Consider the following 14,551-nt stretch of genomic DNA (forward strand, 5'->3'; position numbering starts at 1 on the left):
AGACAAACAGGGGCGAAATCCGGATCGCCGGATGGCCCACACACGCTGGAAGAGGGACCCGTGACAGCTCCACCGCCGCCGGACAGCCACCCCACCGGACCGCCGTCCGGCCCGCTCTCCGGCCCGTCGTCCGGCGCGCCCTCCGGTCCCTCGCACGAACCGACGCAGGTGGGGCAGGACCGGCCGGAGGAGCCCACGACACCGGGATATCCCGGCGGACCTGGCGGCCCCGGCGAGGGCGGTGGCTACGGGGGCGGGGGCGGCGAAGGCGGCGGGGGTTACGGCGGCCGGCCGGGCGGTGGCAGACCCTGGTGGCGGTCCGCTCCGCGGGTCGCGATCATCTCGGCGGCCGTGGTCGCGGCCGTCGTCCTGACCATCATCCTCACCCGCCCGAACGGCGAGACCGGCGCGGGCGAGGTGAAACTCCAAGCGGCCGCCGCCGACGGCGACGACCCCTTCACCAAGTCGACGGCGGACGAGTCACCCGGGGCCACCTCGCCGAAGGCGACGCCGAGCGCGACGTCCGCCCCGGGCAAGGCGCCCAGCGTGTCCGGCGGGCAGCCCGGCCTGTACGGCGGCAGCATGAACGCCGCGAGCTGCGACGTCGAGCAGCAGATCGACTACCTCCAGCACTATCCGGAGAAGGCCGACGCGTTCGCCGGTGTGCTGGGCAAGAAGGGGAACCAGCTCCCGTCCTATCTGCGGCAGCTCACGCCCGTACAGCTGCAACGGGACACCTGGGTCACCAACCACGGCTACAAGGACGGCAAGGCCACCACCTTCCAGTCGGTGCTCCAGACCGGCACGGCCGTCATGATCGACGCGTACGGCGTGCCGCGGGTGCGCTGCGCCTGCGGGAACCCGCTGACACCGCCCGAGAGCTTCGGGGCGACTCCCAAGACAACCGGGCAGAAATGGCCCGGGTACCAGAGCTCGAACGTGGTGACCGTCCGGAAATCGGCGACGGAGATGGACAGCTTCACCCTTGTCGACACGGAGACGGGCCAGTGGTTCCAGCGCCCCAGGGGCGACACCGGCGAGTCGGACTACCGGACGAACCGGCCGGCGGAAACCCCCTCCGAGACACCTTCCGCCACGACGGAGTCGCCCACCACCCCCGCCCCGTCGCCGTCCGCCACGACCTCGGAGCCCACGACCCCGCCCGCCGAGCCGAGCACACCGCACACTCCCCCCTCGCCGGCCCCGGACAGCTCCGCCTACTAGGACCGCCGGACGCCGCGCCCGCGGCCGGCGACTCGGTACCCCGCCGAGTCGCCGGCCGCAGTCGTATGCGCGTACCCTCACCAGCCCTGCCGGGCCGGCGGAAACCGGGTCCACCGAGACCAAACCGTGTCCTGAATAACAGATGCGCCGGACAACCTCCTAAGCAGACAAACCCTCTGTATGTGAGGCGGACGCAAACATGAGGCCCGGGCGGCTGCGCCGCCACCGGGCCGGGTTCCGCCACTGTCAGTTGTTCTGCTTGGGAGGGACCCTCGTGCACGCCGGATCACGACGCCACCATGCCCGGTTGATACCCGCCGTGATAGCCGCGGCCACCCTGATGACCGCGTGCGGAGGCGGCGCCGACGCGTCGTCCAAGTCGGACGCGGCCCCTGCCAAGGTGACCGTCACCCCGGCCGGGGGCAGCAAGGCGGTCAAGCTCGGCTCCGGGATCACGGTGAAGGCCGACGGGGGCAAGCTGACCTCGGTCGAGGTCAAGGACGACGACGGCACCAAGGTCGACGGCCGACTCTCCGGTGACGGCACGTCATGGAAGTCGGACGGCAAGGTCAGGCCGAAGACCACCTACACCGTGCGGACGAAGGCGAAGTCGACGGAGGGCAGGGAGTCCTCCGCCACCTCGGAGTTCACCACGGAGCAGGCCGACAAGGTCAACAAGCTCACGAACACCCCGGGCGGCGGGCAGACCGTGGGCACCGGAATGCCGGTCTCGATCCTGTTCGACAACGCCATCGACAAGGACCGGCGGGCGGAAATCGAGAAGGCGCTGAAGGTCACCACCCAGCCGCATGTCGAGGGCGCCTGGGGCTGGGTCAAGGATTACTCCGGAAAGGACCGGATCGACTGGCGGCCCAAGGACTACTGGCCGTCCGGAACGAGGGTCTCGGTGAAGGGCGCGCTCTCCGGTGTCAATTCCGGTGACGGCGGCTGGTTCGCCCGGGATTACAACTTCGGATTCCGTGTCGGTGCCGACCACAAGGCCGTCATCGATGTGCCGTCCCACACGCTGACGATGTACGAGAATGGCAAGAACGTCGGCTCCGTCACCGGCTCGGCGGGCTCCCCGCAGGACCCGACCCGCGGCGGTGTGCACACCGTACGCAGCAAGAACGCGGCGGAGACGATGGACTCCGCCACCATCGGCCACGGCGACGAGTGGATGCTGGACTCGAAGTGGGTCACCCACCTGACCGCCTCCGGGACCTTTCTGCATTCCGCCCCGTGGAACAAGTCGATCGGTGTGACGAACAACAGCCACGGCTGTTTCGGAATGACGACCGGCGACGCCAAGAGGGTCTACGACTTCCTGACGATCGGCTCCACGGTCGAGGTGAAGGGCACCACCAACCAGAACAAGACCGATGTCGGCAATGGTCTTGAGGTCTGGCAGGAGTCCTGGCAGCAGTGGCAGCAGCGCAGCGCGCTGAAGTAGCCCCTCGCAAGCCCCTCGCGCGAAGAATAATTCCGCATTCCGAAGGTGACGCGGGCCGTACGGACATCCCGTACGGCCCGCGTCACCTTCGGTGTCTTCCCGGCCGGTGCCTTCGGGTGAGCAGCAGGAAGGACGCGGCGACGAGGGTGACCACCTGGGCGACGGCGGTGATTTTCTTGTCGGTGCTCCAGACCGGCTCGTACATGTTCGGCACCGGCCCCAGCTCGCCGACGTCGACGTAGCGGTACACCAGCAGCAGCGCCAGCCCGCCGGCCGCGACGAGCCAGGCGAACGCATCGGCCACCGGGCGGCGCCAGGCCAGCACCAGCAGGGCCGCGAGCGCGGCCAGCCCGGCCTCGACGCGGAAGAGCGTGCCCTGGCTGACGGCCTGGACGATGGCGTCGTACCGGTCGGCGAGATGGGCGTGCACATAGGCGTCCACGGCCAGCCCGGCGGCGGCCAGCACCCTCGCGATGCCCCGTGCCGTCCGGCCGGCCCGCCCGGGAGCCGGCGGGGAGATCTCTGATGCCACGGCTACTCCAAGCCTCCCTCCGCGCGGGTCAGCCGACGGTGAGCGTGCCTTCCATGTACTCGTGGATGTCGCAGTCGTAGGGGTAGCTGCCCGCCTTGGACGGGGCGACGAAGGTGGCGGTCTTCCCCGGCTCGATGTTGCCGGTGTCGAAGGATCCGCTGCCGGTGGCCGTCACGGTGTGCGGCACGGAGTCCATGTTGACGACGGTGACCTTCGCGCCGGGGCGCACGCCCAGGAGGGAGGCGGGGACGAACTTGAAGTCCTTGATGATGATGCGGGGCCCTCCGGCGGCGGGTGTGGACGGGGACGCGGGGGGAGCGGTGGACGTACCGCCTCCCCCGTCGGAACAGCCGCTCAGGGCCGCCGCCACGCAGACGATCGAGACCGCCAGGGCGAGGCGTGCACGGGCGGGGAGCCGCCGATCAGTAGCCGCCGTCACCGGTATCGCCCTCGGTGTCCGACTCGACCTTGTTGCCGGAGGGGTCGACGACGTACCACTCCTCGCCGAACTGCTCGATGCCCTGACCGTTGGTTTCGCCGGGCTGCTTGTCGCCCACGAAGTAGTAGAGGGGATGGCCGTTGTAGGTGATCTGCTTGGTGCCGTCGCTGCGCGTCGACGTGCCCAGCAGGTTGCCCTTCACCCCGCCGCCGGCCTTCGGTGTGCCGGTCGCGAGCGCCGGCGGCCAGGCCTCGGCGCAGTCACCCGAGCAGGTGGACCTCTCGGACCTGTCCGCCTCGAAGAGATACAGGGTCCGGCCCTGGCCGTCGACCAGGATCTCCCCGAGCTTGCCGGAGCGGGCGTTGACCGTGCCCGCTCCCGCGGTCGGTGTGGCGCCCGGCGTCTTCGTCGGGCGGGGTCCCGTGGGCGCCGGGGTGTTCGTGGGAGCCGCCCCGCCACCGTCGTCCCCGCAGCCGGCGACCACCGTGGCGAACAGGACGGCCGTGGCCACGGCAACGGCCGTCCTGACGCTGTTCCTCATCCGGGCACTCCTCCGGTCCTGCCGCCCCACCGGTGGCGGCACAGGCCGCCTGTCCAAGCGGCCTCCGGGCAGCCCGTCCGTGGCGGCCGCCCACCCCCACTAGAACGCAGGCGGCGGCGCCCGGCCATCCGGGCTGCGACGTTCGGCGTACCCGACGCCCGCCCCGGCCCGAACGGCGGACGCCCCGTCAGCCCCGGCTCACCGCTCGCTGCCGGCTGCTCACTGCTCCACCGGATACGGCACGAAGGTGCTGCTGTTCTCGTCGATGGCGAGCGGCCGGCCGAGCGGCGGTACGGCGCGCTGCGGGCAGTCCAGGCGCTCGCAGACGCGGCAGCCCATGCCGATCGGGGTCGCGGCCGAGGCGTTGCCGAGGTCGAGCCCGTCGGAGTACACGAGCCGGGAGGCGTGCCGGATCTCGCAGCCGAGACCGATGGCGAAGGTCTTGCCGGGCTCGCCCCAGCCACCGCGGTGGCGGGTGACGGCGCGTGCGGTCCACAGATAGCGCTGGTCGTCCGGCATCGCGGCGATCTGGACGTGGATCCGGCCGGGCGCGGCGAACGCCTCGTAGACGTTCCACAGCGGGCAGGTGCCGCCGGCCCGCGAGAAGTGGAAGCCGGTGGCCGACTGGCGCTTGGACATGTTGCCGGCGCGGTCGACCCGTACGAAGGAGAACGGCACTCCGCGCAGCCGGGGGCGCTGGAGCGTGCTGAGGCGGTGGCAGACCGTCTCGTAGCCGAAGCCGAAGTGGTCGGAGAGACGCTCGATGTCGTAGCGCATCTCCTCGGCGGCGGTGTGGAAGAGCCGGTACGGGAGGATCAGCGCGGCGGCGAAGTAGTTGGCGACGCCGATCCGGGCCAACGGCCAGGTCGCGGCGCCCGGTTCGAAGTCCTCCGAGGCCAGCCGGGAGAGCTCGTCGCCGTATTCGAGCAGGGCGAGCTGGGTGGCCATCCGGAAGGCCCGCTGGCCGGGCCGCAGACGGCTGGACAGGTGCAGGACCCGCCGGGCCGGGTCGTAGTGGTGCAGCCGGTCGCCGTCGGTGGCCAGGCGCACTCCGTGGGCCTCGCCGAGCCGGGCGGTGAGGGCCGGGAGCACCTCGCCCGGACGGATGCCGATCTCGCCGGCGAGTTCTTCAGCGGCGGTGTCGAGGTCGTGCAGGTAGTTCTGCCGGCGGTAGAAGAACTCGCGGATCCCTTCGTGCGGTGAGCGCGGTCCGGCCTGGTCGGGGGCGCCGCGGTGCTCCGCGACCTCGGCGAGCCGCTCGGTCAGGACCTGGTTGCGGCGGCCCAGATCGAGGAGGACGGCGGCGACGGCGGGCAGCCGGGAGGCGAGCTCCGACAGGTCGGCGGGCGACACCCGGGCGTCCGCCATCTCGTCGGCGAGGGCCTCCCGCAGGTCCGCCAGGACACGGCCGGTGTCCCGCGCGGAGAAGAAGCCGGGATCGACGCCGAACGCCTCGGTCAGCCGCAGCAGTACGGGCACGGTCAGCGGCCGGGAGTCATGCTCCATCTGGTTGAGATAGCTGGGCGAGATGGCGAGCGTCCGCGCCAACTCGGCCTGGCTCATCCGCCGTTCCTCGCGCAGTCGGCGCAGCCGCGCTCCCGCGTACGTCTTGCCCACCCAGGTCCCCTCCGGCCTTGCACAGGATCTCAGCGCAGCGTACGACATCCCCGGCGGACCGGTCTCGGCAGTTTCGGCAACGTTGGCAGCCTTGGCAAGAGCGGCCGAGAAGATACACAGAACTTGGCAGGGAGCCAGCCTTGATGGCGCTGCGCGCCCCTGACAGAGTCGCACCGAGACCCACCGGGACGCGCCCTTCGCACAGTTCACAGCACCGGATCAGCTTCACCGATCCACTCCCGCCGACCAACCAGTAGACGTACGAACCGGGTTGAGGGACCCGGGTCGTCTCCGGGGCGGGGTGCGCCCCGGACCGCGGGTCGGGCGCGGAGCAGAGACTGAGGCTGCTCCGCGCCCGACCCGCGGGCGGGGCTCGGAGTTGCTCGTCTAGGCTGGCAACGCAACTGGTTCGCCCTGCCCGCCAGGCAGGCGCGTCGCAAGAGGGAACCCGGTGGGATTCCGGGACTGCCCCGCAGCGGTGAGTGGGAACGACCGCCGTCATACGCACTGGGCCCGGCCGGGTCTGGGAAGCGACGGCCAGTAGATGTCCGCCTTGGCGGATGTGCCCACGAGTCCGAAGACCTGCCCGTTGCCCGCGCGCGACCGGATCGTGCGCGGAGATCCCGGTGACCTCGAGGGCGGGTCGGCGTACATATCGGGCTGGGCGCGCGCCGTTCCATGGCGTGGTGGTCCGGCCGGTGTGCCGGCCCTTCGCGGCCTCTCGTGTTCTCGACCCGTCCCGGGATCGTAGGGAGACACGCTCGCGAAGGAGAGTTTCGTGACCAGCAAGTCCGCAGCCGCGGCAGCACGGGCCACCGTGCACGGCTACCCCCGTCAGGGGCAGCAGCGTGAACTGAAGAAGGCCATCGAGGGCTACTGGAAGGGCCGGGTCGGCGCCGACGCCCTGCGCGCCACCGCCGCCGGACTGCGCCGGGACAACTGGCGGCAGCTCGCCGAGGCCGGTGTCCATGAGGTGCCGACCGGCGACTTCTCGTACTACGACCATGTTCTGGACACCAGCGTGATGGTCGGTGCGATCCCCGCCCGGCATCGCACCGCGGTGGCCGCCGACCCCCTGGACGGCTATTTTGCGATGGCCCGCGGTACGCAGGACGTGGCGCCGCTGGAGATGACCAAGTGGTTCGACACCAACTACCACTATCTGGTGCCCGAGTTGGGGCCGGAGACCGTGTTCGCCGCGGACTCCGCCAAGCAGGTCGGCGAGCTCCGTGAAGCGCTCGCGCTCGGGCTCGCCGCCCGCCCGGTGCTGGTCGGCCCGGTCACCTATCTCCTGCTGGCCAAGCCCGCCCCCGGTGTCGCGGCGGACTTCGACCCGCTGACGCTGCTCGACCGACTGCTGCCGGTGTACGAGGAGGTGCTGGCCGATCTTCGGGCCGCCGGCGCCGAGTGGGTGCAGCTGGACGAGCCGGCGCTGGTGCAGGACCGCTCCCCCGCCGTGCTGAACGCCGCCGCTCGCGCCTACCGTGACCTCGGCGCGCCGGCCGACCGTCCGAAGCTGCTGGTGGCGGCCTACTTCGACCGTCTGGGCGACGCCCTGCCGGTGCTGGCGAAGTCGCCCGTCGAGGGCCTGGCGCTGGACTTCACGGGGGCCGCGGCCGCCAACCTCGACGACCTCGCGGCCGTCGGCGGGCTGCCCGGCAAGCGGCTGGTCGCGGGCGTCGTGAACGGCCGCAATGTGTGGATCAACGACTTCGAGAGGTCGCTGGCCACCCTGGGCACGCTGCTGGGTCTCGCCGACCGGGTCGATGTGTCGTCCTCCTGCTCGCTGCTGCACGTCCCGCTGGACGCCGGCGCCGAGCGGGACATCGACCCGCAGATCGCCCGCTGGCTGGCCTTCGCCCGGCAGAAGACCGGCGAGATCGTCACGCTGGCCCGCGGGCTGCAGCAGGGCACCGACACCATCGCCGCCGAACTCGCCGCGAACCGCGCCGACCTGGCGTCCCGGGCCGGTTCCGCGCTGACCCACGACCCGGCGGTACGGGCCCGCGCCGCGGCCGTCACCGACGCCGACGGCCGCCGGTCGCAGCCGTACGCCGAGCGGGCCGCCGCCCAGCGTGAACGCCTCGGGCTGCCGCTCCTGCCGACGACCACCATCGGCTCGTTCCCGCAGACCACGGAGCTGCGCACGGCCCGCGCCGATCTGCGCGCCGGGCGTATCGGCACCGCCGCGTACGAGGAGCGCATCGCGACCGAGATCCGGGACGTCCTCGCCTTCCAGGAGAAGGCCGGTATCGATGTGCTGGTGCACGGCGAGCCGGAGCGCAACGACATGGTCCAGTACTTCGCGGAGCAGCTGACCGGCTATCTCGCCACCCAGCACGGCTGGGTCCAGTCGTACGGCACCCGCTATGTCCGGCCGCCGATCCTCGCCGGCGACATCTCCCGTCCCGAGCCGATGACGGTGCGCTGGACCTCCTACGCCCAGTCGCTCACCGACCGTCCGGTCAAGGGCATGCTCACCGGCCCGGTCACGATGCTCGCCTGGTCCTTCGTCCGCGACGACCAGCCGCTCGGCGACACCGCCCGGCAGGTGGCGCTGGCGCTGCGGGACGAGGTGAACGACCTTGAGGCCGCGGGCAGTTCGGTCATCCAGGTCGACGAGCCGGCGCTCCGCGAGACGCTGCCGCTGCGGGCCGCCGACCGTGCCGGATATCTCGCCTGGGCCACCGAGGCGTTCCGCCTGACCACCGGCGGGGTCCGTCCGGACACCCAGATCCACACCCACATGTGCTACGCGGAGTTCGGCGACATCCTCCAGGCCATCGACGATCTGGACGCCGATGTCATCAGCCTGGAGGCGGCCCGCTCGCACATGCAGGTCGCCGGGGAGCTGGCCACCGCGGGCTATCCGCGCGAGGTGGGCCCAGGGGTGTACGACATCCACTCGCCGCGCGTCCCGAGCGCCCTGGAGGCAACCGCCTTGCTGCGCAAGGGACTTGACGCCATTCCCGCCGAGCGGCTGTGGGTCAACCCGGACTGCGGTCTCAAGACCCGCGGCTGGCCCGAGGTCAGGGCCTCCCTGGAGAACCTGGTCACGGCGGCCCGCGAGGTCCGGGGCGGTCTGACGGCGTCCTGAACCGGCATCCGGCGGTAGTGGGGGCCGGCCCCGGAGCGCGCAGCAGCCGGGCTCCGAGGGCCGGCCCTCGGCTTTTCGCTAACTGCCGCCCGGAGTGCCATGAACGGATACCTGCCAATTAACGGAAACGGGTAAGGAAACGGGATGCGGAGTGGCCGTCCGCTGCTGTCTGCGAGCCCGGATTGTTCGCGAATTCCCATTCTTAGCGGATGCCCGCCGAGCCCGCACCCCGGCCGCCTCCCTTCGAGTGGAAGCTATCCCGCAGTTGAATGGAACGGCGACGTTCGGCTCTCGGTCGGGGCATTCCTTATGCGTACGCCTTCCGGCTCGGGTACCCGCCCGGGCGAGGTCGGACACGGCACTCCCTTGGGGTGCCCTGATGGAGGGAGAATGTTGATGCGTATCCGCACCATAGCCGCGGCCGGCGCTCTGACCGTCGCCGCATTTCTCGGTATGGCAGGCACGGCTACCACCGCGCACGCCGACGACGAGGCGGAACTCTTCTGGCCTGGAGACCAGATTTGGTGGCCGGGAGATGCAATCTTCTGGCCCGCGACGGATTCAACGGGCGACGTGAAGTGACCTGACAAAGGCGCTTCCGTCTTCGGTCCCATGAGTGCGGACCGAAGCCGGCCGAAGAAGGGCCCGGCCCGGTACCCGGTTGGGGACCGGGCCGTGGGCTCCCCCCACACCAGTCGAGGAACCCCGGCTGCCCCTGCTCGGTTACGGAACGGATGGCACGCCGCGTGGCCTCGCGCCGAACGCCGGAAGGCGGGGTGCCCGGCCCGGACGCTCGGGTCCGGGCCGGGCCCGTTCGGTGGTGCGCCCGGCGGCCCCTCAGCCGGTGATGATCGCCGGGTCGCTCACGCCCGGCTCGCCGTTCTCGACGTGGCCGGCGAAGCGGCGCAGATAGCCGGTGTCCGTGTCGGAGACCACGGAGAGGTCGTACCAGCGCTTGCTGGCGCGCAGGTCGACCGTGTGCTCCACGGTGGCGCCCGCCTTCACCTTGAACGTCTCGCCCGCGCCGCCGTACGCGTTGGTCACGGTGAGGTTGACGTCGGCGGAGCCCGCGTTCTTCATGGTGAGCTTGAGGTTGCCGCTGGCCTTGTCGTGGCGGGCGGTCACCTCGGGTCCCGCGGTCTTGCCGGGGCCCTTGAAGACCCGCAGGAAGCCGTTCGGGCCGAACACCGACAGGTCGTAGGCGTCCTTGGAGTACGCCGAGTTCCAGGTGTCGGAGAGCGTCTTGCCGGCCTCCGTGGTGTACGTCCAGGGGCCGTCGGTGCGGTTGCCGGAGCGCACGTGGAAGCAGACGCCGGCCGCGTCGCCGCCGCCGAAGGTGAGCGTGAACTTCCCGGCCGCCGGGTCGGCGGCGCCGTCCACCAGGGGCGCGTACGGCAGCGGGCGCGCGGGACGGGAGCCGGACTCCTGCTTGGGCAGCGCCGGGTTCGCGGGGGCGTGCGGGACGTAGTCGTCGTGCCGCTCGTGGTCCGGGGGCTGGTAGCCGGCGGTGTCCGGGAGCTGCGCCGGGTCGGTGTCCTTGCCGCTGAAGTCGAAGGCGGAGGTGAGGTCGCCCGCGACGGCCCGGCGCCACGGCGAGATGTTGGGCTCGTGGACGCCGTAGCGCTTCTCCATGAACTGGATGATCGAGGTGTGGTCGAGCACCTCGGAGCAGACGTAGCCGCCGGTGCTCCAGGGCGAGACGACGATCATCGGGACACGCTGGCCCATGCCGTAGTGGCCGGCGGCGTAGCTCGCGTCACCGGGGAAGTAGTCCAGGGTGGTGTCGACGGTGGACTTGCCCTGGGAGGCGCCGGACGGGACGTACGGCGGGACGATGTGGTCGAAGTAGCCGTCGTTCTCGTCGTAGGTGATGAACAGGGCGGTCTTGGCCCATACGTCGGGGTTGGAGGTGAGCGCGTCCAGAACCTGGGATATGTACCAGGCGCCGTAGTTCACCGGCCAGTTGGGGTGCTCGCTGAACGCCTCGGGCGCGGCGATCCAGGAGACCTTCGGGAGCTTGCCGGCCTTCACGTCGGCCTTGAGGACGTCGAAGTAGCCGTCGCCCGCCTTGGCGTTGGTGCCGGTGCGGGCCTTGTCGTAGAGCGGGTCGCCCGGCTTGGCGTTGCGGTACTTGTTGAAGAACAGCAGGGAGTTGTCGCCGTAGTTGCCGCGGTAGGCGTCCTCGATCCAGCCCCACTTGCCGTTGGCGTCGAGGCCGTCACCGATGTCCTGGTAGACCTTCCAGGACACCCCGGCCTGCTCCAGGCGCTCGGCGTAGGTCGTCCAGTCGTAACCGAGTTCCGCGTTGCCGAGGACCGGGCCGCCGCCCTTGCCGTCGTTGCCGACGTGGCCGGACAGCATGTAGTAGCGGTTGGGGTCGGTGGCGCCCATGAACGAGCAGTGGTAGTCGTCGCAGACGGTGAACGCGTCGGCGAGGGCGTAGTGGAACGGGATGTCCTTGCGGGTCAGATACGCCATCGTGCGCTCGGACTTGGCGGGTATCCACTGGTCGTACTTGCCGTTGTTGAACGCCTTGTGGCCGCCGGCCCAGTCGTGGTCGAGGCCCGCGATGAACTGCATGCCGAGGTCCTCGGCGTCCGGGTGGAAGGGCAGTACTTCCTTGCCGCCGTCGGGCTGGTTCCACACCGGCTTGCCGTTCGGCAGGGTGACGGGGCGCGGGTCGCCGAAGCCGCGTACGCCCTTCATCGTGCCGAAGTAGTGGTCGAACGAACGGTTCTCCTGCATGAGCACGACGATGTGCTCCACGTCCTTGATGGAGCCGGAACGACGCGCGGCGGGAATGGCCGCGGCGCGGGCGATGCTGCTCGTCAGGGCGGCGGCACCGGCGCTCGCACCGGCGATCTGGAGAAATCGCCGGCGGTTGAGTTCAGCCATGATTCTTGGGACCTCTTGTGTGTGGGGAAACAGGAGTCAGCAGAGTGTTCCAAGAGGAACCAACTGCAGGGAAGGGGTGATGTCGCCTGCGTGAAAAATCACGGTACGTGTGGCGAACACGCTGGCCAGAGGCACCCTGCGCACGAAGGGCCGCCCCCGCCTGCGCGAGGGCGGCCCGCCCGCATCCGTTTATCGCCCTCCGTGCCGGAGGACCTGACGGAGTGTGAGTGTTTGCCGGCCGGGCCGGTGCTTCACCACCACGGCCGGCTGCGTCACGCCACGGCCGGCTGCTTCCGCACCGGCCTGGCCAGCCGGCCCGTACGGTGCAGCCCGTACAGCGCGGCGGAACAGGCCAGTCCCAGCGCCGGAAGGGCGATCCACGGCAAAGCGGGCATACCGGCAGCACGGGAGGCGTCCAGCGCCGCGCCGGTGAGCAGGTTGCCCAGGGTGATGCCGATGCCGCAGATGGTGTTGTAGAGCCCGTAGTGGGTGGCGACCAGGCGGTCCCCCGAGAGCCGGACGATGGTGTCCATCTCGAACGGGTAGGTGATCATCGTGCCGATGGCGAGCAGCAGCGCGGCCAGCGCCGGCGGCACCGCGGCGAGCGCCCAGCGGCCCGGACCGGCCTCCGGTACGGGCAGCGCGCTGGCCGCCAGCAGCGGAACGAAGGCCAGCCCCATCGTCAGCAGCCCCCAGGCGAGGGCGCGACCGGCCGGCATCCGGGCCTTGCACCAGGTCGTGACCCGGGTCTGGCCGAGGATCGTGCTCAGCCCGGAGACCGCGAACAGCACCGCCACCGCCGCCGTACCGAACTCCCCCTCGCCGCCCAGCCGCCGTACCTCCAGCGGCAGCGCCAGATAGACCTGGAACGACAGCACATACGAGCCGATCATGGCGCCGGAGAACAGCAGGAACGGCCGGTTGGCCAGGACGCGCCGCCACTGCGACAGCACGCTCCCCTCGGCACCGCCCCGTACGCGGCCGTCCCCGCGGGCCGGCAGCGCCCGGATCTGGACCACGCTCAGCAGCGCGAATATCCCGGCCGCGACCAGGCAGGTGAGGCGGAAGCCGACGCCGGTCAGCACCATGCCCACCAGCGGGCCGAGCAGTATCCCGGCCTGATAGAAGACGTTGAACAGCGCGAACGCCTCCAGCCTGCGCTCCCCCGCCTCGGCGGCCAGATACGCCCGGACCGCCGGGTTGAACAGCGCCCCGGCCAGCCCGGCGGCCGCGGACGCCGCGATGAGCGCGGGCAGCGAGTCGACCAGTCCGAGCGTCGCGAAACCGGCGGTGCGCAGCAGGCAGCCGGCGACTATCAGCGGCTTGTACCCGAACCGGTCGGCGAGGGTGCCGCCGACCAGGAACATCCCCTGCTGGCTGAAGTTGCGGACGCCCAGGACCAGTCCGACCAGCCAGCCGGCCAGGCCGAGGGTCCCCGACAGATGCGCGGCCAGGTACGGCATCAGCATGTAGAAGCCGAGGTTGATGGTGAACTGATTGACCATCAGCAGCTGGGCGGCGCGCTCGTAGGAACGCAGCTGTGTGAAGGTGGACTTCACCGGGCCTCCTCCACCGCGTCGGACGGGGCGGGCCCCTGCGGGTCCGCCACGGCCAGCGGATCGGCCACGCGGGCGCACCGGCTCCAGGCCGTGACCTCCTTCTCGTCCAGGCGGTCCACCGTCTCGGGCGCGTCCGCCGGCGGCGCGTCGAGCAGTCCATGGGCGGCGCAGTAGTCGTCGTCGTACACCGTGCCCAGATAGCGCTGCGGACCGTCCGGGAAGACCGCCGCGATACGGGTGCCCGCCGGCTCGGTACGGCTCAGCCAGCCGGCGACCAGCGCGACCGCGCCGACGCTCCAGCCGCCGGTGGCGTAGTGCGAGGCCGCCAGCTGACGGCAGGTCCACACCGCTTCGCCCGGTGCGACCCAGTGCACCTCGCTGAACTGGTCGTAGGCGACATTGCGCGGATGGATGCTCGATCCCAGCCCGCGCATGAGACGGGTCCTGGCGGGCTGCCCGAAGATCGTCGAACCGATGCTGTCGACGCCGACGAGCCGCAGCTCCGGGTAGAACTGGCGCAGGACCCGGGAGACGCCCGCCGAGTGCCCGCCGGTGCCGACGCTGCACACCAGGACGTCGATATGCCCCAGCTGGGAGGCGAGTTCGAGGGCCAGCGGGAGGTACGCGGTGGTGTTGTCGGGGTTGTTGTACTGGTCCGGGCACCAGGAACCGGGGTGCTGGGCGAGCAGCTGGGCCACCCGGTCGCGGCGGGCCTGCTGCCAGCCGCCGGCGGGGTGCGGCGCGGGGACGATGTCGACCTCCGCCCCGTACGCGGTGAGCAGCCGGGTCATGGCGGGTTCCAGGCCGGGGTCGGTGACCAGGGTGACCGGATGGCCGTACACCATCCCGGCCAGCGCCAGGCCGAGCCCGAGGGTCCCGCTGGTGGATTCGATGATCCGGCCGCCGGGCCGCAACTCGCCCCGGGCGCGGGCGCGTTCGACCATGTGGAGGCCGGGGCGGTCCTTGATACCGCCCGGGTTGCGGCCCTCCAGCTTCGCCCAGAATCCGCGGCCGGCCGGGGACAGCGGCTCGGAGATGTGCAGGACGGGGGTGTTGCCCACGAGGCCGGACATGTCGGAGGCGCGGGTGGCGCCGGCAATCGGGGCTGGTGCTTGCGTCGGGTCGTGCGGCTGTACGGGTCGGGCCGGTAGGGACCGGGCCGGTGCGTGGGGGGCAGCCGTGGGAACGGAATGC

Annotated in this window: 11 protein-coding genes and 1 riboswitch; of the genes, 4 read left to right on the forward strand and 7 right to left on the reverse strand. The window is 71.1% G+C overall.

Going from position 1 to position 14,551, the window contains the following annotated elements:
• Positions 1-60: 60 nt before the first annotated feature.
• Both FCH28_RS38275 and FCH28_RS24850 read left to right on the forward strand, forming a co-directional pair.
• Positions 61-1,224 carry a DUF6777 domain-containing protein gene (locus FCH28_RS38275; protein ID WP_169314237.1) on the forward strand — a complete coding sequence of 388 codons (1,164 nt, stop codon included), beginning with the start codon at positions 61-63 and terminating at the stop codon, positions 1,222-1,224.
• 307 nt (positions 1,225-1,531) lie between these two features.
• Positions 1,532-2,677, forward strand: coding sequence for a L,D-transpeptidase family protein (locus tag FCH28_RS24850; RefSeq protein WP_136742369.1), 1,146 nt, complete (start codon positions 1,532-1,534; stop codon positions 2,675-2,677).
• Between the two features lie 82 nt (positions 2,678-2,759).
• On the opposite strand, the gene FCH28_RS24855 is transcribed toward FCH28_RS24850, so the two are convergent.
• The 4 genes from FCH28_RS24855 to FCH28_RS24870 form a co-directional block, all read right to left on the reverse strand.
• On the reverse strand, positions 2,760-3,209 hold the full coding sequence (locus FCH28_RS24855) for a hypothetical protein (RefSeq protein WP_136742370.1): 450 nt from the start codon (positions 3,207-3,209) through the stop codon (positions 2,760-2,762).
• A gap of 28 nt (positions 3,210-3,237) precedes the next feature.
• Positions 3,238-3,648 (reverse strand): cupredoxin domain-containing protein, encoded by a 411-nt coding sequence (locus tag FCH28_RS24860; protein WP_246103159.1) that lies wholly within the window; start codon positions 3,646-3,648, stop codon positions 3,238-3,240.
• Positions 3,632-4,189, reverse strand: coding sequence for a COG4315 family predicted lipoprotein (locus tag FCH28_RS24865; RefSeq protein ID WP_136742371.1), 558 nt, complete (start codon positions 4,187-4,189; stop codon positions 3,632-3,634). The genes FCH28_RS24860 and FCH28_RS24865 overlap by 17 nt, the downstream gene beginning before the upstream one ends.
• A gap of 219 nt (positions 4,190-4,408) precedes the next feature.
• Positions 4,409-5,806, reverse strand: a complete 1,398-nt coding sequence (locus FCH28_RS24870) for a short-chain fatty acyl-CoA regulator family protein (protein WP_136742372.1) — start codon at positions 5,804-5,806, stop codon at positions 4,409-4,411.
• A 388-nt stretch (positions 5,807-6,194) separates the two neighbouring features.
• Positions 6,195-6,410: riboswitch (cobalamin riboswitch) on the forward strand.
• A gap of 174 nt (positions 6,411-6,584) precedes the next feature.
• Between FCH28_RS24870 and metE the strand changes: the two genes are divergently transcribed.
• Together metE and FCH28_RS24880 are read left to right on the forward strand one after the other, a co-directional pair.
• Positions 6,585-8,903, forward strand: coding sequence for a 5-methyltetrahydropteroyltriglutamate--homocysteine S-methyltransferase (metE, locus tag FCH28_RS24875; RefSeq protein WP_136742373.1), 2,319 nt, complete (start codon positions 6,585-6,587; stop codon positions 8,901-8,903).
• A 390-nt stretch (positions 8,904-9,293) separates the two neighbouring features.
• The gene (locus tag FCH28_RS24880) at positions 9,294-9,485 is read left to right on the forward strand and encodes a hypothetical protein (RefSeq protein ID WP_136742374.1); all 192 of its coding nucleotides are present in this window, start codon (positions 9,294-9,296) and stop codon (positions 9,483-9,485) included.
• A 255-nt stretch (positions 9,486-9,740) separates the two neighbouring features.
• On the opposite strand, the gene FCH28_RS24885 is transcribed toward FCH28_RS24880, so the two are convergent.
• The 3 genes from FCH28_RS24885 to FCH28_RS24895 all read right to left on the reverse strand — a co-directional run bounded on the left by FCH28_RS24885 (position 9,741) and on the right by FCH28_RS24895 (position 14,430).
• Positions 9,741-11,798, reverse strand: a complete 2,058-nt coding sequence (locus tag FCH28_RS24885; RefSeq protein WP_136742375.1) for a phosphocholine-specific phospholipase C — start codon at positions 11,796-11,798, stop codon at positions 9,741-9,743.
• A 272-nt stretch (positions 11,799-12,070) separates the two neighbouring features.
• Positions 12,071-13,357 carry an MFS transporter gene (locus tag FCH28_RS24890; protein WP_136742376.1) on the reverse strand — a complete coding sequence of 429 codons (1,287 nt, stop codon included), beginning with the start codon at positions 13,355-13,357 and terminating at the stop codon, positions 12,071-12,073.
• Positions 13,354-14,430 carry a PLP-dependent cysteine synthase family protein gene (locus FCH28_RS24895; RefSeq protein ID WP_169314247.1) on the reverse strand — a complete coding sequence of 359 codons (1,077 nt, stop codon included), beginning with the start codon at positions 14,428-14,430 and terminating at the stop codon, positions 13,354-13,356. The genes FCH28_RS24890 and FCH28_RS24895 overlap by 4 nt, the downstream gene beginning before the upstream one ends.
• Positions 14,431-14,551: the final 121 nt, after the last annotated feature.

Origin of the sequence: Streptomyces piniterrae, assembly GCF_005048155.1 — a bacterium.
In the GTDB taxonomy this organism is placed as follows: Bacteria; Actinomycetota; Actinomycetes; order Streptomycetales; family Streptomycetaceae; genus Streptomyces; species Streptomyces piniterrae.